Raw genomic sequence first — 19,806 nt, 5'->3', positions numbered from 1 at the left:
TGGGCGATGAAAGATGTGACCCGTTCGCCTGTCACAGGCGCGTTTACCTGAACACTAAGAGTGCGGAGTCGCACCAAAATGAGGCTACTGTTGTGGAGTCGATAGCACTCAAAACGGCGGATGCGATCGCCAGCGTCCTGCTGACGCGCATTCAGGCCGGAGAGTTCAGCGCCGGGCGACTGCCGGCGGAGCGTGCCTTAAGTGAGGCGTTCAGCACGACCCGGATTACCCTGCGGGAAGCACTGGGCAAGCTGGAAGCCCAGGGGATGATCTACCGGGAACTGCGTCGCGGCTGGTTTATCGCACCGCCGCGACTGATCTATAACCCGCTGCATCACAGCCACTTTCATGCCATGGCAATGGAGCAGGGACGGCAGGCGGCCACCGAGGTCATCGCCGCCGAACAGGTCGCGGCGCACGACAGCGTGGCGACGGCGCTGCGGCTGGCATCCGGTTCGGCGGTTTACTGCATCCGACGCCTGCGGCGCATCGACGGGCGCGCGGTGCTCTATGTTGAACACTACCTCAATCCGCGTTTTTTCCCTGGTCTGCTTGATGAAGATTTGACCCGCTCACTGACCGATCTCTATGATCAGCGCTACGGCATTCGTTACGGCGGCGCGCGCTTCACCATCCTGCCCGGCCCGCTGCCGGAGGTCGCCGCACCCATGCTGAATGTGGCACCGGGCAGCCCCGGTTTGCTGATTACCCGTATCAATCGCAACCAGCAAAAAGAGGTGATTGATTGCGACTGTGAATACTGGCGTTACGATGCGCTCTGTGTTGATGTCGAGGCCTGAGGAGTTATTGTGATTTGCGTCACACTCGCGCATGATATCGCGCGCTAATAACTCCTTTTTTAAGGCGCAACATGAGTGACAAAAATCCTTTGGCCCGCCACCTTGCGACGGTACTGCAATGGGTGCTGAATCTGGGTCTGCTGAGTCTGGCAATCATCCTGATCGTCTTTTTAGGCAAAGAAACTATCCATCTGGCAAACGTGCTGTTTAACACCGGCGAGCAGTCATCCTCCTATCTGTTGATTGAGGGAATTGTCATTTATTTCCTCTACTTCGAATTTATTGCATTGATTGTTAAGTACTTTCAGTCGGGCTATCACTTTCCGCTGCGCTATTTTGTCTATATCGGTATCACGGCAATTATCCGCCTGATTATCGTCGACCATAAAAATCCCTTCGATACGCTCTGTTACTCTGCGGCGATTCTGATTCTGGTGGTCACTCTGTGGCTGGCGAACAGCAACCGCCTGAAACGCGAGTAATCCTCTTGCCGTCTGTCATGACGGCAGGTGTTCGCATCGCGTCTCTGCGCTAAACTAGCGTCCTGAAAATTATTGGGAGTGGTGCTATGTCGCAAGACGCGCTCAGCTTATTACGTGCACTCAACTGGCTTTCTCCGTCGCAGGCAACCCTTGCGCCGCCATTGCTCGACTGGCTGATGGAGGAGGATTCAATGACGCGCCGTTTTGAACAACATTGCCAGCGGGTCACGGTTCAGCCGCTGCGTGAAGGCTTTATCGACGCCAGCGAGTTAGGTGATGAAAAGGGCTTGTTGCCAGACGATCAACGCTTCTGGCTGCGCGAAGTGCTGCTGTTCGGCGACGATCAGCCCTGGCTGGCTGGCCGTACGCTGGTGCCGGAAAGCACCCTCAACGGGCCAGAAGCGATGCTGCAGCAGCTGGGCACCCGGCCGCTGGGGCGCTATCTCTTCTCCTCTTCGACGCTGACCCGGGATTTTATTGAGCCGGGGCAGGTGGAGGGATTGTGGGGACGGCGCTCACGCCTGCGTCTCTCGGGTAAACCGCTGCTGCTGACTGAACTGTTTTTACCGGCATCGCCGCTCTATCGCGATCTGGTCTGAGGATCCTGTGGTGCAAAATAGCTTAAGTATGAACAAATGGCGGGCCTACACACGTCTGATGCGTATCGATAAACCAATCGGTACGCTGCTGCTGATGTGGCCAACGTTCTGGGCATTATGGCTGGCTGACATGGCGATCCCGCCGCTGCCGGTGCTGGCGGTGTTTGTTGCCGGGGTCATCGTGATGCGTGCGGCCGGTTGTGTAATCAATGACTATGCCGATCGCAAAGTAGATGGTCATGTCGAGCGCACGAAGCATCGGCCACTGGCCAGCGGCGCGGTGAGTGCAAAAGAGGCTAAGCTGCTGTTCGTGATCCTGGCACTGGTGGCTTTTGCGCTGGTGCTGACCATGAACCTGATGACGATTATGCTCTCTGTAGTGGGGCTGGCGCTGGCCTGGGTCTATCCCTTTATGAAGCGCTATACCCACCTGCCTCAGGTGGTTTTGGGTGCCGCCTTTGGCTGGGCGATTCCTATGGCCTGGTCGGCAGTTAGTGAGTCCTTACCTCTGGTCTGCTGGCTGGTATTTATCGCCAACATCTGCTGGACGGTCGCCTATGACACCCAGTATGCGATGGTGGATCGGGATGATGACCTGAAGATTGGCGTGAAGTCGACCGCGATTCTTTTTGGCCGATTCGACAAGCTGATCATTGGCCTGCTGCAACTGGCGACGCTGCTGCTGATGGCGCTGGTGGGCATCATGCTGCATCTGAACAGCGCCTTCTACTGGACGTTGCTGCTGGCTGCCGCGCTGTTTGTTTATCAGCAGAAGCTGATCGCCGGACGTGAGCGGCAACCCTGTTTCCAGGCTTTTCTCAATAATAACTATGTCGGGATGGTGCTGTTCCTCGGTGTACTGATGAATACCCCGCCGTTCAGCCAGCTGTTCTGATAGAGAGTTTCCAGACATAAAAAGGCGATCCGGGAGGTCGCCAAACCTGACGAGGATGAATCTGGCAGCAATGAATGAGCTCAACGCGCAGGGAACATGGGCAGAAGAGGAAAGCGTCCCGCGGCAGGGACGGCGCGGGCCGAGCAGTCAGGGATGACGCTTTTGCGTCTTTCCGATCTGACGATGTTCCCTGAGCAGGCACCGTTTTACAGCGAATCGGACCAGACCTGGCCTATAAAAAAGGCGACCTCATGAGGTCGCCTTTTTACTATGCGCGCTGCGGTCAGTCGTGCGCCCCAGCGGTTTCAATCGTCATACGAACATCGCTGGTGACCAGGTCTGCCAGCATATGCCAGGTCGCCATGGTCTGCGCAACATCGGCATCACCGCTGTCGCTGATATACCCCTCATCGCGCAGGGTCAGGACCAGTGAGGTAAAGACCGCTTTGTCGAAGAATTCCGGGGCATTGATACCGTGCAGCACCGACAGACGCTGTGCCAGCGTCCGGCTCTCTTTCTCCAGCGTGCCGCGGTTAATCGTCGGCTTGGCGCTGAGAATGGAGAACGTAATGGCATAGCGCTGCAGCGTTTCACGCACACCGGCGGCCAGCAGTTGCAGTGTGCGATAGCGCGCTGAGGAAAAGCGTAATTCGCCGGCTTCGAGCGTAATCAGGCCCTGACGCGCCAGCTCCTGACTCAGTTCGGTCAACAGTTGCGGCAGCTCATCGGTCTGCCAGCGCAGGAACAGCTCACTCTTCAGCATCGGGTAGATCAGGCTCACCTGACGCAGCAGTTCTGCTTCGCTCAGCGTCTGATGCTGCTGAACAATGGCGGCAATCAGCGACGGCATCACCAGCATGTGATGAATATTGTTGCGATAGTAGGTCATCAGCACTGCCTGCTCACGCGGCAGAATGATGATGTCGCCAATACTGTCCTTTTCACTCTCAAACTTATTCATACCCAAGGCGTGATCCAGCAGCGCTTCCGCTGAGAGATCGGGTACGGTCGCATTTGGCGAGTAAGGCACGTTGCGCAGCAACTGGGTATAGCACTCCAGTTGTTCAATCAGCTGTTCACGGGTTAGTGAGCGCTGACGTGACGCCAGCAGGGCGGTGACACAGAGATTCATGGCGTTAGCCGCGCCCGCTTCATTGATACGCACCATCAGGCTGGCAGCAATATCGTTGACGGTCGGTGTTAACCAGCTGGGACGCTGCGGCTCAATCGGATCGATGGCATCGCGCCATTCCGGCACTCGCTTGTTAAGATAGTTGACCAGCGGCAGGGGTTCGCCAAAGTTAACGTAACCCTGACCGAGATTACGCAGCTTGCGTAAGCCGCGCACCATCTGCATGAAGCCCTCTTTCTCTTTCGCCGCGCCGCGCAGTTCTTTAGCGTAAGTGCCCACTTCCATCACATGCTCATAGCCGATATAGATCGGCACCAGCGTGATCGGACGATTTCCGCCGCGCAGCATCGCCTGCAGCGTCATGGCTAAGGTGCCGGTTTTAGGGTCCAGCAGGCGACCGGTTCGTGAACGGCCTCCTTCGACAAAATACTCAACCGAATAGCCCCGGGTGAACAGCTCGCCGAGATATTCACGGAATACCGTGGCGTAGAGCTTGTTGCCTTTAAAGGTACGACGAATAAAGAAAGCGCCCAGACGACGGAAAATCGGGCCGGCTGGCCAGAAGTTGAGATTGATCCCGGCTGCGATGTGCGGCGGCACCAGTCCCTGATGATAAAGCACATAGGAGAGCAGCAGATAATCCATGTGGCTGCGATGGCACGGCACATAGACAATCTCGTGGCCATCCTGGGCCAGCTGGCGGACTTTTTCGCCGCCATTGACGTTGATGCCCTGATAGAGTCGACTCCAGAGCCAGCCCATCACGCGGTCAGTTACACGGATGGCTTCATAGGAGAAGTTTGCTGCAGTCTCCTCCATCATCTCGACGGCATTCTGCTGCGCTTTCTCATGGGAGATTTTTTTGCTGCGTGCTTCATCCTCTACTGCCTTTTCAATCGCTTTGGATTGCAGCAGACGATTAAATAGATCCTGACGCGCCGGCAAGCGCGGGCCAATCGCCGCCAGTCGCTGGCGGGCAAAATGAATGCGCGCCACGCGAGCCAGCTTCTGGGCGATCGACTGATCCGTACCGTGTTCAGTTGCCATGCGGCGCAGCGACACCGTCGGTGAGAAGCGGACAAAACTGTCGCGCCCGTGCCAGATCACCGCAAAGAACTTCTGCACCCCGTTCAGCACCCGCAGATGTGGCGTGGCTTCGCCCTGAACTTCACGTCCCGGTGCGCGACCAAACATCACGGTGACCGGCAGCATCTGTATATCGAGCTTTGGGTTATTACGGTGCAGGTCGAGGTAATCGTGAAAGATTTTCACGGATTCCACGCTGGGCACAAAATAGGGGAAGACACGCGGGCCATTGTGGATAAAGACGTGGCGCGGCAGCAGTGAACCATCAATCTCCAGCGGAGAGAGCGGGTCGGGCAGATGATGCCGCAGACACTGCGCGCGTAATGTCAGTAAGTCGGCCTTCGAATCGTAAGGCAAAACATACATAATAGGTCGGGTCGGATCCAGACCATGTTCAGACACGGGATCGGCCGGAATGGCCTTACTTTTTACCAAAAACGACAGTGGTAAATTAAGCAGTTTGTAATAGAGTTTACGCCAACCTGACATAGACAACATGAAGCCTCTTGTTAGCAAAGCGCCGCAAGCATACCAGAAAGCGCAGCGAAGATCTGTGGTGGTGCCCATTGCACGCAGCCCAGACATTGACGTCAATCCGATGAAAGGGTTCCCACATCATGGCAAATAATGCCACCGGACTTATCAGAATAGTAAAAGCCGCAGGTTACTCATGGCAGGGACTGCGAGCCGCCTGGCAACATGAGGCGGCGTTTCGCCAGGAAGCGCTGGCTGCGCTGGTCGCAATTATTATTGCGTGCTGGCTGGATGTCGATATGGTCTCACGCATCCTCATGATTGGGGTGGTGGTGCTGGTGGTCATTGTTGAAATCCTCAATAGCGCTATTGAAGCGGTGGTTGACCGCATCGGTCAGGAGCATCATCCGCTGGCGGGCCGGGCGAAAGACATGGGCTCGGCGGCGGTACTGATCAGCATTTTACTGGCACTCTTTGTCTGGATCGCGCTGCTCTGGACACATTTGCGATAAGCCTTCCACAATGCGTCTGAGGGCGCGTTTTCCCTGACAATTGGTTTCCATTTCGCCAATACCTGTATATACTCACAGCGACTGTATAAACAACCAGGGGGCGGGATGAAAGCATTAACCAGCAGGCAGCAGCAGGTCTATGACCTGATTCGCGACCATATTTCTTCAACGGGCATGCCGCCTACGCGTGCCGAAATTGCGGCGCAGCTGGGCTTCCGTTCGCCGAATGCGGCAGAAGAGCATCTGAAAGCGCTGGCGCGTAAAGGCGTTATCGAGATCGTTTCCGGTGCATCACGCGGCATTCGCCTGTTAATGGAAGAAGAAGCCTCAGAAGGGCTACCGCTGATTGGCCGGGTTGCTGCCGGTGAGCCGATCATGGCGCAGGAACATATCGAAACTCATTACAAGGTCGATCCAGGCCTGTTTAAGCCTTCTGCTGACTTCCTGCTGCGCGTCAGCGGAATGTCGATGAAAGATATCGGAATTATGGATGGCGATTTGCTCGCGGTGCATAAAACCCAGGATGTGCGCAACGGCCAGGTTGTGGTTGCCCGCATTGATGATGAAGTTACCGTTAAACGCTGGAAAAAGCAGGGTGCTATCGTGCATCTGCTGCCTGAAAACAGCGATTTTGACCCGATTGTTGTCGATACCCGTGCGCAGTCGCTGACTATTGAAGGTCTGGCGGTGGGCGTGGTGCGCAACGGCGAGTGGCTCTGATTTTGACGCCAGCGTGCATTCGCTTTTTCTGATGCTATTCTGTCTGCCCTAATTTTGTCGCTGTCTCTTTTGCGCAGCGACACTGAGCACGGAACGGCGAATGCGCTTTATCACGGCAACGGATAAAAATCTCTGGCGGCTCGCACTGCCAATGATCCTTTCAAATATCACTGTTCCCTTACTGGGAGTGGTCGATACTGCAGTAATTGGTCATCTCGACAGCCCTGTCTATCTTGGCGGGGTTGCGGTCGGGACTACAGTGACCAGCTTCCTTTTTATGCTGCTGCTTTTCCTTCGAATGAGTACGACTGGCCTTACGGCACAGGCGTTTGGTGCGGGCGATAAAACCGCTCTGGCGCGCGCGCTGACGCAACCGCTGATCATCGCGCTGCTGGCAGGTGTACTGTTCATCGCTTTGCGTTATCCGATTATCCAGCTGGCGACCCATCTGGTTGGCGGCAATCCCGATGTACTGGAACAGGCGGCGCTGTTTATTCAGATTCGCTGGCTCAGTGCGCCTGCCACGCTGGCAAACCTGGTAATCCTGGGCTGGCTGCTGGGCGTGCAGTATGCGCGTGCGCCAGTGATCCTGCTGGTGGTGGGCAATCTGGTTAACATCGTGCTCGATCTCTGGCTGGTGATGGGGCTGCACTGGGGTGTCGCGGGGGCGGCCACCGCCACGGCACTGGCAGAGTACATCACGCTGGGCGTCGGCAGCATCATGGTCTGGCGGGTATTAAAACTGCGCGGAATTACGCTTAGCCTGCTGAAGCAGAGCTGGCGCGGTGACAGCGGCCGGCTGCTGCGACTGAACCGGGACATCATGCTGCGCTCTCTGATGCTGCAGCTCTGTTTTGCCTCGCTGACCGTGCTGGGCGCGCGACTCGGCCCTGATGTGGTGGCGGTTAACGCAGTATTACTGATGTTCATTACTTTTACTGCCTATGCGCTGGATGGCTTTGCCTACGCAGTTGAAGCTTTTGCGGGTGAGGCGCATGGTGCAAAAGATGGCAGTAAACTCCTGCGCGTCTGGCACTCTGCCTGTCGGCAGGCGGTGGTGGTGGCGCTGTTCTTCTCGCTGATCTATGCCATTTTTGGCCCGCAGATCGTGTCGTTGCTGACCTCTCTTCAGTCACTTCAGCAGACAGCGGACCGCTATCTGGTCTGGCAGATGATAATGCCGCTGATCGGTGTCTGGTGTTATCTGCTGGATGGCATGTTCATCGGGGCGACGCGCGGGCGCGAGATGCGTAACAGCATGGTGGTAGCCGCAGCAGGCTATTTTCTGACGCTGCTTAGCGTACCGGTACTGGGTAACCATGGTCTGTGGCTGGCGGTCACGGTTTTCCTGGCGCTGCGCGGCCTGTCGCTGTGGCTCATCTGGCGTAAGCACTGGCGTCAGAACAGCTGGTTTGATGCCTGAGTCAGCAGTGGCTGCACGCAAGCCGATACGGATTATTCTGTATTATTCCATGGTTAAGAAATTGGCTACTACAATTAACTCTATGCAGCGCAGTTAACCAGCGCTTTGTATCGTTATTTTGTTAAGCAGCAAGATAATCATTAAAACCCGAGGATTGGAGGTCTGCCATGAATAAAGACGAAGCAAGCGGCAACTGGAAGCAGTTCAAAGGCAAAATGAAAGAGAAATGGGGCAAGCTGACCGACGATGATATGCAGGTTATCGAAGGTAAACGCGATCAGCTGGTTGGCAAAATCCAGGAGCGTTACGGCTCTACGAAAGATGAAGCCGAGCGCGAAGTAACCGACTGGGAAGGTCAGAACAAAGATCACCGCTGGTAATCAGACAATAGGTTGATAATCAGCTGAACGCGTTCCGGTGGGCCCTCACCGGAACTGCACAAGGATGTGCCAGCTACCCGCGTTTTCCCCGCTTTTTACCCTCATCCTGATGGTCATGCTCGCAACTTGCATGGTGCGTACAGGCTTCAACCGCAGCACAATTTTCACATAAACCATGTGCTTCAATCACGCTGTGGCGTAATGCAAACTGCGCTTCACCCGCCAGCGTTGCAATAATCTTCTCTACGCCCTGTGCCTGCTTCTCTGTAACGGCGGCACAACGGTCACAGACCAGCATCACCGACGTATGTGCTGGTGCCTCAAAATGGTGACACATGACGTAGCTGTTGTTGGATTCCACCCGATGAATGAAACCCTGCTCCAGCAGGAAATCAAGCGCCCGATAAACCGTGGGAGGCTTGGCCTGCGGCTCGCTGACCCGGAGTTGATCCAGCAGATCGTAGGCGCTGATTGAGCCAGGCTGTTCGGCCATCAGGCGCAACACTTCAGCACGCTGCGAAGTCAGACGCACACCACGCTGCAGGCACATCTTTTCGGCCTGAATCAAAATTTGCTGCGACGTCATGTTTGTCATGAAAATTCTCCGCTGGATAAGTGATGTTATTTTATCACACATAGTTTCGCGGCGCTGAGGTTGGTTTTCGTCTGAAAAAACAGCATTATTTGCCTGATAAAGCAGCATAATCAGAATTTAAGCCGTCCTCTATCTCAAATCTGTCGATAAATCAGATCCATTCTGAATCCACCTGAAGCGGAATTTGTTGGCATTTTGCTTTGCATCTCACTGAGTTAAGAAGTAATGTTCAGAAAGACTTAAGAAAAGTCTGGCATTATTTGAAATATCCCAATGCAGTTTGAACAATTACAACGGTTTTTTGATTGGAAAACGTCCAATCCTTTGAATTAAGACACTGTTTCCTTCGAATTCACGGCAATAACGCGTTAGCCAGGGTTCACAATAGGGCTAACAAACTATTCAGTCATTGAATGTTTCAATGACAATTTCTCAGGTGATGGCAGGCAAATGGTGAAAAAATCCGCTCAACGTTCAGCGCTGATCTATACGGCTGCAACGACCGCGCTTTTCCTTTCTTCTTCCGCCATGGCGGCAGGGACCTGGTATGATGCACGTAATGACGCCATGGGCGGAACCGGCGTAGCATCTTCTCTTTATGGCTCCGCAGTGCTGGCGAACCCGGCATTAATGACGCGCGCCAAACCCGACGATAGCGTCAGCATTATTTTTCCCTCAGCCGGTATTCAGGTCACCGACAAAGATCATCTGATCGACAAAGTGGATGACATCACCGATACCGTAGATCGCTACCGCGATGTGCTCGGTAATTTAACCTTCGCTGATTATCTGCGTGGCTATCCTGAAGTGCGCGCCGCCTCAGGCGATGTCGCTAATAAGCTAAGCGATTTGCGCGGTAACAAAGCAGACGGTAACGCCGGGCTTGCCCTGGCCGTCACTATCCCTAACGAGACGCTGCCTTTCGCCTTTATCACCAAAGCCTATGGTTCAGCGCACGTGCGTGCCAATGTGGTCCAGAGCGATATCGATTATCTGCGCGGTGTGGCTAACGGCACAGTGCTGCCGCGTCCTGGCGATCAAAATAATCTGCGCTCCAGCGCGAATGGCTTAGCGGCGCTGGTCACCGATTATGGTGTTGCGGTGGCGCATGAGTTCACCATCGGCGGTCAGCCAGTATCGGTAGGCGTGACACCGAAAGTGCAGAAAACCTGGCTCTATAACTACACCGCCAGTATTTACAACTACGACAAAAGTGACATTAATAACAGCCAGTATCGCAGCACCGACACCGGCTTTAACGTTGATGCCGGTCTGGCGACCACCTTTGCTGAAAACTGGACGCTGGGTGTCACCGGACAGAACCTGGTTTCGCGCGATCTGCAGACCAAAGAGGTCAATGGTTTCCGCGACACCTACCAGATTCGCCCGCTGGTCACCACCGGTCTGGCCTGGGATAAAGGTCCGTTTACCGTGACGGGCGATGTGGATCTGACGGAGACCAAACGCTTCAAAACTCAGGAGAACAGCCAGTATGCGGCAGTGGGCGCGGAATACCGCGTACTTGACTGGCTGCAGCTGCGTGCAGGTTATCGTGCGGACATGCGTTCTAACGACGAAAATGTCGCTACGGCCGGTTTTGGTCTGTCACCGTTTAACAAAGCCGTACATCTGGATCTGGCGGGCTCTGTGGGAGCTAACAACACCTGGGGCGCGATGATGCAGCTGGGCTTTAACTTCTAAGCGCGTTATTCAGACTGTTCGGGGGCGGGCGATGCACTATCGCCCGCCCTTGTGTTATCCTTGCACAGAATTACATCACCCCTTAATTACCGGATTGTCTGCGCTTCATGCCTAATTTCTCTTCGCAACGTTTCTCTATCGCCCCTATGCTCGACTGGACCGATCGTCACTGTCGCTATTTTCATCGTCAGCTGACCGGTGACACGCTGCTCTACACCGAAATGGTGACCACGGGCGCAATCATTCATGGCAAAGGGGATTACCTGGCTTACAGTGAGGCTGAGCATCCGGTCTCGTTGCAGCTTGGCGGTAGCGATCCGGCGGCACTGGCGCAGTGCGCGAAGCTGGCAGAGCAGCGCGGCTATGATGAAGTGAACCTTAATGTCGGCTGTCCCTCTGATCGCGTGCAGAATGGCCGTTTCGGCGCCTGCCTGATGGCCGAGGCGAATCTGGTCGCAGATGCCGTTAAAGCAATGCGCGACGTGGTTTCCATTCCGGTCACGGTGAAAACCCGTATCGGTATCGATGAGCTGGACAGCTATGAATTCCTGACCGATTTTATCGGCACGGTGGCGGGACGCGGTGAGTGCGAGACATTTATCATTCATGCGCGTAAAGCCTGGCTCTCCGGCCTCAGCCCGAAAGAGAACCGCGAGATTCCACCGCTGGATTATCCCCGCGTCTATCAGCTGAAACGCGATTTTCCGCAACTGACCATCGCCCTCAATGGCGGCGTGAAAACCCTGGAAGAGGCACAGACCCATCTGCAACACCTTGATGGTGTGATGATGGGACGTGAAGCCTACCAAAACCCTGGCATTCTGGCGCAGGTCGATCAGACATTGTTTGGTCGTCAGCATCCGGCGGCGAATCCGGTTGAAGTGGTGCGCGCCATGTATCCCTATATTGAAGCGGAACTGGCTAAGGGGACTTATCTGGGACATGTCACGCGCCATATGCTGGGTCTGTTCCAGGGGATCCCGGGCGCCCGCCAGTGGCGACGCCACCTGAGCGAAAATGCCCACAAACCCGGTGCCGATGTCCGTGTGCTGGAAGCGGCGCTGGCGCTGGTCGCCGATAAGATCCCGCAGGAAGCCTGACACCTCATCTGAATCCGAAAAAACCCGCTCTGAAGGCTGGTTTTTTTTACGCCACTATGTGGTTTTCCTCACCAGGTCGCGCTCTTCTGTTTATCTCTTATCAGCTGAAAATCAATGAGTTAACTGTTGGCACGTTTTTTGTAATAACTATAACAATCGGAATCAAAAAGGAGCGCTGACGTGGAAATTTTATTCGTATTAGGGTTTTTCCTGATGCTGTTGCTGACCGGCGTTTCGCTGTTTGGCGTGCTGGCGGCACTGGTGGTTGCAACCATCGTGATGTTTGTCGGTGGACTGTTTGCAATTGTTATTAAAGTGTTGCCGTGGCTGGTGCTGGCGGTGATTGCAGTCTGGCTGCATCGTGCCTTTTTTGGCGACAGCGATGAGCGAGCACGTCGCAAGCTGCGGCGCAAGATCAACAGGTTAGACCGCAAAGGCTGGCGCTAAATGCGGTGAAGATCACAGTGTGAGAGATTGGTCAGGGCTGATCTGCAATTAAACATATTTTTTACTTATGTTTTCTGGCAGGATGCCTGTCGTCAAATCGATGTGCCATCGACTCGACATGAATTCATCGCCGCTGTCCCTACACCAGCGCGAACAAAAAATAAAAAAAGAGAAGGGCTTCCCGCGGGAGGCCCTTTTTGTTGCTCACTATTATGGAATTAAGAGACAGGAGCCCTGCGTGGCGCGGCTCTCCAGCATCTGGTGCGCTTTGCTGGCCTCTTTCAGCGCAAACTTCTGCTGCTCCGGCACATCAACTTTAATCGCGCCGCTCGCCAGCAGCGAGAAAAGCTCGGCACTGGCGGTTTCCAGCTCCTGGCGGTTGGTGATATAGCCAAACAGTGAAGGGCGGGTCACAAACAGTGAGCCTTTCTTATTCAGAATGCCGAGATCAATTCCGGTCACCGGACCCGAAGCATTGCCAAAACTGACCATCAGCCCATGACGGCGCAATGAGTCCAGCGATGCTTCCCAGGTATCTTTGCCTACGGAGTCATAAACTACGCCCACTTTTTTCCCGTCGGTCAGTTCGCTGACGCGTTGCGCAATATTCTCTTCACGGTAGTTAATCGTCGCCCAGGCGCCGGCCTTTTTCGCCATCGCTGCCTTTTCTGCTGACCCGACTGTTCCAATCAAATGGGCACCCAGCGCTTTTGCCCACTGACAGGCAATTAACCCGACGCCGCCCGCTGCGGCATGAAACAGGAAGGTCTCACCGGCGCTGATTTTATAGGTCTGGCGCAGCAGATATTGTGTAGTCAGCCCTTTAAGGTAGCTGGCGGCGCCCTGCTCAAAGCTGATCGCCTCCGGGAGATGCATCAGGCGATCTTCCGCCACGTTGTGCACTTCGCTATAGGCCCCCATCGACGCCAGACAGTAGACCACGCGATCGCCGGGCTTAAATAATGTCACGCCACGTCCAACCCGCGACACCACGCCCGCGGCTTCTGTACCCAGGCCAGAGGGAAAAGCGGCGACCGGATAAAGCCCGCTGCGAACATAGGTATCGATGTAATTAATGCCGATAGCGCGATGTTCTACCTGCACTTCATGTTCGGCCGGGTCAGCAGGTTCAAAATCTGTCCACTCTAAAACGTCCGGGCCGCCCTGTGCGCTGAACTGAATACGCTTTGCCATTCTGACTCCTGTGATTGTTTCATCATGAGGGTGAGGCACGCACCCCAACTAAGGTATACTTGCGCGTCCCCACAGAAGATCGGTAATGCATTCACTATGGCAGGAAATAAACCCACCAACAAATCGAACGAAACGCAGGATCGCCAGCTCGCAGGCGTGAAAATGCCCCCGCATTCGCTGGAAGCGGAGCAGTCGGTGCTCGGTGGGTTAATGCTGGATAACGAGCGCTGGGACAATGTCTCTGAGCGCGTCGTCGCGAATGACTTTTTCAACCGCTCGCATCGGCTGATTTTTTCAGAGATGCAGCGGCTGCTGGAAAACAGCAAACCTATTGACCTGATTACGCTCTCCGAATCGCTGGAAACCCGTGGCGAGCTGGAGATGGCGGGCGGCTTCGCCTATCTGGCGGAACTGGCGAAAAACACCCCGAGCGCGGCGAACATCGGCGCCTATGCTGATATCGTGCGCGAACGTGCGGTGGTGCGCGAGATGATCGCCGTCGCTAACCAGATTGCCGATGCCGGTTATGATCCGCAGGGGCGTAACAGCGAAGAGCTGCTCGACTTCGCGGAGTCGAACGTCTTTAAAATAGCGGAAGCGCGCGCGGATAAAGATGCGGGCCCGAAAAACATTGAGCAGATTCTGGAATCGACCGTCTCGCGTATCGAATCGCTCTATCAGACACCGCACGATGGCGTCACTGGCGTCGATACCGGCTATCAGGATCTGAATAAAAAGACCGCGGGCCTGCAAGGCTCTGATCTGATTATTGTCGCCGCACGTCCGTCGATGGGTAAAACCACCTTTGCGATGAACCTGTGCGAAAACGCCGCCATGCTGCAGGAAAAACCGGTGCTGATCTTCAGTCTGGAGATGCCCAGCGAGCAGATCATGATGCGTATGCTGGCGTCACTCTCCCGCGTCGATCAGACCCGCATCCGTACCGGACAATTAGATGATGAAGACTGGGCGCGTATTTCCGGCACCATGGGTATCCTGCTGGAGAAGAAGAACATGTACATTGATGACTCTTCCGGCCTGACGCCCACCGAAGTGCGTTCACGCGCCCGACGCATCTACCGTGAAAACGGTGGATTAAGCATGATCATGATCGACTATCTGCAGCTGATGCGCGTGCCGTCGCTGTCGGACAACCGTACGCTGGAAATTGCCGAGATCTCCCGCTCGCTGAAAGCACTGGCCAAAGAGCTGAATGTGCCGGTTGTAGCGCTGTCGCAGCTTAACCGCTCGCTGGAGCAGCGAGCCGATAAACGTCCGGTCAACTCGGATCTGCGTGAATCGGGCTCGATCGAGCAGGATGCGGATTTGATCATGTTTATCTATCGCGATGAGGTTTACCACGAAAACAGCGATCTTAAAGGGATCGCGGAGATCATTCTGGGTAAACAGCGTAACGGTCCGATCGGTACAGTACGCCTGACCTTTAACGGTCAGTGGTCACGCTTCGACAACTACGCTGGCCCGCAATACGACGACGAATAATCCCCGGTTTGTGCTGTCATGCACGATCTGTGCATGACAGCTCCCATCATCATAAAATAGTGTTGGACAACCTCTCGGGTTATCGGGTTATCTGTAATAAAGCGACGCCCATCACGCTGTGGAAACGGAATGACTCACGTAGACGATTACGACCTTAAAATCCTGACTTTATTACAATCCAACGGCCGTCTGACCAATCAGGAACTCAGCGATCTGGTTGGCCTTTCTGCTTCACAATGTTCCCGCCGCCGCATCAACCTGGAACAGGCTAATCTGATCCTCGGTTATCATGCCCGGCTGTCGCCCGATGCCATCGGGCTTGGCATGGTGGGATTGATTGAGGTGCGCTTAATTAACCACACCGCGGAATATGTCGAGAGCTTTCACCGGATGGTGGAGCAGGAGCAGGCGATCGTAGATGCCTATAAAACCACCGGCGATGCGGACTATCTGCTCAAAGTGGCGGTGGCCGATCTCAATTCCCTTAGTGCGTTAATCAGCCAGTTAGTCGCGGGCCACCAGAGCGTTTCCCATGTGAAAACCTCGGTAGTGCTGGGACGCATGAAAGAAAACGGGCTGATGATGCTGCCTGAGCAGAAGACGCGCTAAAAAGGTGCGCGTTGTGTGCTTTTGGTGCACACTTGCGGCAATTAATGCGAATAACGCGCATCGAAACGGACTTTAACGCATGGGTTGACGGTATAAGCCGGAATTAATGCACAAAGTTCTGTTATAAAGCGCCTTAGATATCAATGAGATATCGCCGGCACCCGGTTTACAGCCGTTCAGTGCTGTGGCGATGGTGCGTTTTTTGCATCGAAACCGCATCATTTGCACTGAGAAAACCCCCATGGATAATATCGCAGAACCCTCCCGCGTCCCGCATTCGCGCATTGAAGATGCGCTGGCGATGGTGCTTGGCACCCTGATGGTCTCGTTTGGCGTGATTATGCTGAAACAGTCGGGGGCGCTGACCGGCAGCACCGCAGGCATCGCCTTTCTGATCAGCTATCTCTCGCCGCTTTCGTTCGGCAGCGCGTTTTTCCTGATCAACATCCCTTTTTACTGGCTGGCGGTAAAACGCATGGGCTGGGAATTTACCCTCAAAACCTTCTGCGCCGTCGGTCTGGTGTCGTTGTTCACCCAGCTGCACCCGCTGTTCGTCCACTTTTCTGACCTTAACCCCTTCTATGCGACATTGTTCGGTAACGTCATCATGGGAATCGGGTTTATAGTGTTATTTCGTCATAAGGCAAGCCTCGGCGGCATCAATATTCTGGCGCTGTGGCTACAGGATCGCTTTGGGATCCGCGCGGGGAAACTGCAAATGGCAGTCGATACCTGTGTCGTGCTGGCGTCACTGTTTGTGGTGAGTGGCCCCATCCTGCTCGCGTCGATTGCGGGTGCGGTGATCCTGAACCTGATTATTGCAATGAACCACCGTCCGGGACGCTATCGGGTTTAATCCCCGCATCTTTTTCTGGACCAATCATGGAGACCTACACCGTGTTTCAAAACGTTGATGCCTATGCTGGCGATCCGATTCTGTCGTTGATGGAAGCCTTCAAACAAGACCCACGCGAACACAAAGTTAACCTGAGTATCGGCCTCTATTACGACGAAAAGGGCATCATCCCGCAGCTGAAGGCTGTAGCCGCTGCCGAAGAGCAGATCTATGCTGAGCCGCATCAGGCATCGCTCTATCTGCCAATGGAAGGGCTGAACAGCTACCGTAGTGCGATTGCACCGCTGCTGTTTGGTGCCGATCATCCGGTGTTAAACGCGGGCCGTATCGCCTCTATTCAGACGCTGGGCGGTTCTGGCGCGCTGAAAGTGGGCGCGGATTTCCTTAAGCGCTACTTCCCGCAGTCTGCGGTCTGGGTCAGCGATCCGACCTGGGAAAACCACGTCGCGATTTTTAATGGTGCAGGTTTTGAGGTCAATACCTATCCCTGGTATGACGCAGAGACGCACGGTGTGCGGTTTGATGCCTTTATCAGCACCCTGAAAACCCTGCCAGCGCAGAGCGTCGTGCTGCTGCATCCCTGCTGTCATAACCCGACCGGCGCTGACCTGACTGATGCGCAGTGGGATCAGACCGTTGAGGTGCTGAAAGCTCAGCAGCTGATTCCTTTCCTGGATATCGCCTATCAGGGCTTTGGTGCCGGCATGCAGCAGGATGCCTATGCGCTGCGTGCGGTCGCGGCGGCGGGCCTGCCAGCCCTGGTGAGCAACTCCTTCTCCAAAATTTTCTCGCTCTATGGCGAGCGCGTGGGCGGTCTCTCTATCGTCTGTGACAGCGCCGAAGAGTCAGCGCGTGTGCTGGGCCAGTTAAAAGCTACCGTTCGCCGCAACTACTCCAGCCCGCCGAATTTCGGTGCGCAGGTTGTCGCGCGCGTCCTTAACGATGAGGCGCTGAAAGCCAGCTGGCTGGCTGAAGTGGAAGCGATGCGCTTACGCATTCTGGACATGCGTCAGTCGCTGGTGGACGTGCTCAGCACTGCGCTGCCAGGTAAAAACTTTGACTACCTGCTGAAGCAGCGTGGCATGTTCAGCTACACCGGCCTGAGTGCGCAGCAGGTCGATCGTCTGCGTAACGAATTTGGCATCTATCTGGTGGGCAGCGGCCGCATGTGTGTCGCCGGACTGAACAGCAAAAATGTGCATCAGGTGGCTGAAGCGTTTGCCGCCGTAATGTAACGGCAGCCATGCTGAAAAAAACCGTCAGGGTGCTCTCTGGCGGTTTTTTTATGGGTCAGGGTTTACCTTTCGGCGACATGCTGCACACTTAAACGGGGTAACCGTTTCAGGAATAAGTTATGTGGCATCAACAAACTATTACGCTAAGCGCGAAGCCGCGCGGATTTCATCTGGTCACCGATGAGGTCGTCAACTCGCTCTCCGGACTGCGTGATATCAAAACCGGTCTGCTGCATCTGCTGTTGCAGCACACTTCGGCGTCGTTAACCTTAAATGAGAATTGCGACCCGACGGTGCGAAGCGACATGGAACAGCATTTCATGCGACACGTGCCGGAGAATGCGCCTTATCAGCACGACTACGAAGGGCGGGATGATATGCCGGCGCATATCAAATCGTCGACCTTAGGGGTTTCGTTGTTATTACCGGTCCAGCGGGGACGTCTGGTGCTGGGCACCTGGCAGGGTATCTGGCTGGGCGAACATCGCATTGAGGGCGGAGCCAGGCGGATTGTCGCCACTTTACAAGGGGAATCGTAATGACTAACTCAGACTTACTGACCTATTGCATGAGCAAGCCGGGCGCGGAACAAAGCGTCCACAGTGACTGGAAGGCCACGCAGATTAAAAGCAACGGCGTACTGTTTGCGATGGTCCATGAGGCGAAAGGGCGACCAGCGGTCTCGCTGAAATCGACGCCTGCGCTGGCCGAATTACTGCGCGAAGAGCATAGCGATATTATTCCCAGCGAGCATCTGAACAAGTCACACTGGAGCACGCTGTTCCTGGACGGTTCGCTGAAAGATTCGCAGATCTACTATCTGGTCGATGCCTCATTCCAGCAGGTTGCAACGGCCCGCTAAACGGCAATAAAAAACCCTCTTACCTGAGCAAGAGGGTTCAGCGGCAGCGGGTTACGCGGCAGGCTGCTCGCGCAGGGTATTAATGTCGATAACGAAGCGGTATTTCACATCGCTTTTCAGCATGCGCTCATAGGCTTCATTGATCTGGTCCATCGCGATCAGTTCAATGTCTGAGGTAATGCCGTGCTCACCACAAAAATCGAGCATCTCCTGGGTCTCTGCGATGCCGCCGATCAGTGAACCGGCGATGCTGCGACGCTTGAAGATCAGGTTAAACACCTGCGGGGCCGGGTGATCGTGTTCCGGAGCCCCCACCAGCGTCATGTTGCCATCCAGCTTCAGCAGGGTGATGAACGGGTTGAGATCGTGCTGAGCCGCCACGGTATTCAGAATGAAGTCGAAGCTGTTGGCGTGCTGAGCCATCTGCTCCGGATCTTTAGAGATCACGACTTCATCGGCACCCAGACGTTTGCCATCTTCAATTTTTGACGGCGAGGTGGTGAACAGCACCACATGTGCGCCCATGGCATGGGCAATTTTCACGCCCATATGGCCGAGGCCGCCTAAACCTACGATACCCACTTTCTTGCCCGGGCCGACATTCCAGTGGCGCAGCGGCGAGTAAGTGGTGATACCGGCACACAGCAGCGGTGCAACGCCCGCCAGCTCCAGGTTCTCAGGAATGCGCAGCACAAAGCTCTCATCAACCACCATTGACGTTGAGTAACCGCCATAGGTAATGGCGCCGGTTTCGCGATCTTCACCGTTATAGGTGCCAACAAAGCCATTTTCACAATACTGCTCCAGACCCTGCTGACAGCTCGGACAGCTGCGGCATGAGTCGACCATGCAGCCTACGCCGACCAGATCGCCGACTTTGTATTTCTGCGTCTGCGGGCCAACGGCCGTGACGCGACCGACAATTTCATGACCCGGAACCACGGGAAAAATGGTGTTTTTCCACTCATTACGGGCCTGATGCAGATCTGAGTGGCAAACGCCACAGAACAGCACCTCAAGCTGAACGTCCTGGGCGCGCAGCTCACGCGGCTTAAAATCGAACGGTGCCAGTTTGGATTTTGCATCCTGAGCAGCATACGCATGCGTAATATTCATGGTGTCTCCAGTTTCGATGTGTCGTGAGTGTTATTCGATGAAGTGCAGCAGCGTGGATGTGCTGCGAAAACAGGGCGACGCCAGG

The 19,806-nt window shown here is 55.0% G+C and carries 21 protein-coding genes; 17 read left to right on the top strand and 4 right to left on the bottom strand.

Annotation, left to right across the window (positions count from 1 at the left end):
- Positions 1-92: 92 nt before the first annotated feature.
- The 4 genes from AC0T7J_RS19660 (at position 93) to ubiA (ending at position 2,776) form a co-directional block, all read left to right on the top strand.
- On the top strand, positions 93-800 hold the full coding sequence (locus tag AC0T7J_RS19660; RefSeq protein WP_010672207.1) for a UTRA domain-containing protein: 708 nt from the start codon (positions 93-95) through the stop codon (positions 798-800).
- Between the two features lie 71 nt (positions 801-871).
- Complete coding sequence (gene psiE / locus AC0T7J_RS19655; RefSeq protein ID WP_473796134.1) at positions 872-1,282, top strand: phosphate-starvation-inducible protein PsiE; 411 nt, start codon at positions 872-874, stop codon at positions 1,280-1,282.
- Positions 1,283-1,368: 86 nt separating this feature from the next.
- On the top strand, positions 1,369-1,881 hold the full coding sequence (gene ubiC, locus AC0T7J_RS19650; protein ID WP_010252243.1) for a chorismate lyase: 513 nt from the start codon (positions 1,369-1,371) through the stop codon (positions 1,879-1,881).
- Positions 1,882-1,891: 10 nt separating this feature from the next.
- Entirely contained in the window at positions 1,892-2,776 is an 885-nt protein-coding gene (ubiA, locus tag AC0T7J_RS19645) for a 4-hydroxybenzoate octaprenyltransferase (RefSeq protein WP_473796129.1), read from the top strand.
- A 283-nt stretch (positions 2,777-3,059) separates the two neighbouring features.
- Here ubiA and plsB read toward each other — a convergent pair whose 3' ends face one another.
- Complete coding sequence (gene plsB / locus AC0T7J_RS19640) at positions 3,060-5,483, bottom strand: glycerol-3-phosphate 1-O-acyltransferase PlsB (protein ID WP_473796204.1); 2,424 nt, start codon at positions 5,481-5,483, stop codon at positions 3,060-3,062.
- A gap of 128 nt (positions 5,484-5,611) precedes the next feature.
- Here plsB and AC0T7J_RS19635 point away from each other — a divergent pair, with 128 nt between their 5' ends.
- From AC0T7J_RS19635 to AC0T7J_RS19620, 4 genes are all read left to right on the top strand, one after another.
- Positions 5,612-5,980, top strand: coding sequence for a diacylglycerol kinase (locus AC0T7J_RS19635; RefSeq protein ID WP_473796126.1), 369 nt, complete (start codon positions 5,612-5,614; stop codon positions 5,978-5,980).
- A gap of 105 nt (positions 5,981-6,085) precedes the next feature.
- Complete coding sequence (lexA, locus tag AC0T7J_RS19630) at positions 6,086-6,700, top strand: transcriptional repressor LexA (RefSeq protein ID WP_010252231.1); 615 nt, start codon at positions 6,086-6,088, stop codon at positions 6,698-6,700.
- Positions 6,701-6,800: 100 nt separating this feature from the next.
- Positions 6,801-8,123, top strand: coding sequence for an MATE family efflux transporter DinF (gene dinF / locus AC0T7J_RS19625; protein WP_473796123.1), 1,323 nt, complete (start codon positions 6,801-6,803; stop codon positions 8,121-8,123).
- Between the two features lie 167 nt (positions 8,124-8,290).
- A complete protein-coding gene (locus AC0T7J_RS19620; protein ID WP_031591796.1) occupies positions 8,291-8,503 on the top strand; it encodes a CsbD family protein in 213 nt (70 codons plus the stop codon).
- A gap of 73 nt (positions 8,504-8,576) precedes the next feature.
- Here AC0T7J_RS19620 and zur read toward each other — a convergent pair whose 3' ends face one another.
- The gene (gene zur, locus AC0T7J_RS19615) at positions 8,577-9,098 is read right to left on the bottom strand and encodes a zinc uptake transcriptional repressor Zur (RefSeq protein ID WP_473796120.1); all 522 of its coding nucleotides are present in this window, start codon (positions 9,096-9,098) and stop codon (positions 8,577-8,579) included.
- Between the two features lie 450 nt (positions 9,099-9,548).
- On the opposite strand from zur, the gene AC0T7J_RS19610 reads away from it, so the two are divergent.
- From AC0T7J_RS19610 to pspG, 3 genes are all read left to right on the top strand, one after another.
- Entirely contained in the window at positions 9,549-10,799 is a 1,251-nt protein-coding gene (locus tag AC0T7J_RS19610; protein ID WP_473796117.1) for a conjugal transfer protein TraF, read from the top strand.
- 107 nt (positions 10,800-10,906) lie between these two features.
- Positions 10,907-11,899 carry a tRNA dihydrouridine(20/20a) synthase DusA gene (dusA, locus tag AC0T7J_RS19605; RefSeq protein WP_473796114.1) on the top strand — a complete coding sequence of 331 codons (993 nt, stop codon included), beginning with the start codon at positions 10,907-10,909 and terminating at the stop codon, positions 11,897-11,899.
- 180 nt (positions 11,900-12,079) lie between these two features.
- Entirely contained in the window at positions 12,080-12,346 is a 267-nt protein-coding gene (pspG, locus tag AC0T7J_RS19600; RefSeq protein WP_473796111.1) for an envelope stress response protein PspG, read from the top strand.
- A 210-nt stretch (positions 12,347-12,556) separates the two neighbouring features.
- Here the strand turns inward: pspG and AC0T7J_RS19595 are convergent, their stop codons facing one another.
- Complete coding sequence (locus AC0T7J_RS19595) at positions 12,557-13,540, bottom strand: quinone oxidoreductase (RefSeq protein ID WP_031591790.1); 984 nt, start codon at positions 13,538-13,540, stop codon at positions 12,557-12,559.
- Positions 13,541-13,636: 96 nt separating this feature from the next.
- Here AC0T7J_RS19595 and dnaB point away from each other — a divergent pair, with 96 nt between their 5' ends.
- The 6 genes from dnaB to AC0T7J_RS19565 all read left to right on the top strand — a co-directional run bounded on the left by dnaB (position 13,637) and on the right by AC0T7J_RS19565 (position 18,605).
- Positions 13,637-15,043 (top strand): replicative DNA helicase, encoded by a 1,407-nt coding sequence (gene dnaB / locus AC0T7J_RS19590; protein ID WP_010252197.1) that lies wholly within the window; start codon positions 13,637-13,639, stop codon positions 15,041-15,043.
- Between the two features lie 129 nt (positions 15,044-15,172).
- The gene (locus AC0T7J_RS19585) at positions 15,173-15,652 is read left to right on the top strand and encodes an Lrp/AsnC family transcriptional regulator (protein WP_010252196.1); all 480 of its coding nucleotides are present in this window, start codon (positions 15,173-15,175) and stop codon (positions 15,650-15,652) included.
- A 241-nt stretch (positions 15,653-15,893) separates the two neighbouring features.
- Positions 15,894-16,508 carry a YitT family protein gene (locus AC0T7J_RS19580; RefSeq protein WP_473796106.1) on the top strand — a complete coding sequence of 205 codons (615 nt, stop codon included), beginning with the start codon at positions 15,894-15,896 and terminating at the stop codon, positions 16,506-16,508.
- A gap of 41 nt (positions 16,509-16,549) precedes the next feature.
- Positions 16,550-17,743: an amino acid aminotransferase gene (locus AC0T7J_RS19575; protein ID WP_473796201.1), complete on the top strand. Its 1,194-nt coding sequence runs from the start codon at positions 16,550-16,552 to the stop codon at positions 17,741-17,743.
- A gap of 119 nt (positions 17,744-17,862) precedes the next feature.
- Positions 17,863-18,282 (top strand): secondary thiamine-phosphate synthase enzyme YjbQ, encoded by a 420-nt coding sequence (locus AC0T7J_RS19570; protein ID WP_473796103.1) that lies wholly within the window; start codon positions 17,863-17,865, stop codon positions 18,280-18,282.
- Positions 18,282-18,605, top strand: coding sequence for an MmcQ/YjbR family DNA-binding protein (locus AC0T7J_RS19565; protein WP_473796101.1), 324 nt, complete (start codon positions 18,282-18,284; stop codon positions 18,603-18,605). The genes AC0T7J_RS19570 and AC0T7J_RS19565 overlap by 1 nt, the downstream gene beginning before the upstream one ends.
- A 51-nt stretch (positions 18,606-18,656) precedes the next feature.
- Here the strand turns inward: AC0T7J_RS19565 and AC0T7J_RS19560 are convergent, their stop codons facing one another.
- Positions 18,657-19,721, bottom strand: a complete 1,065-nt coding sequence (locus AC0T7J_RS19560) for an NAD(P)-dependent alcohol dehydrogenase (RefSeq protein ID WP_473796099.1) — start codon at positions 19,719-19,721, stop codon at positions 18,657-18,659.
- Positions 19,722-19,806: the final 85 nt, after the last annotated feature.

The sequence above is a fragment of the Pantoea sp. E956-1 genome, assembly GCF_982223955.1.
Note: the sequence above shows the minus strand (reverse complement) of the source record. Positions and strands in the feature narration are given on the sequence as shown.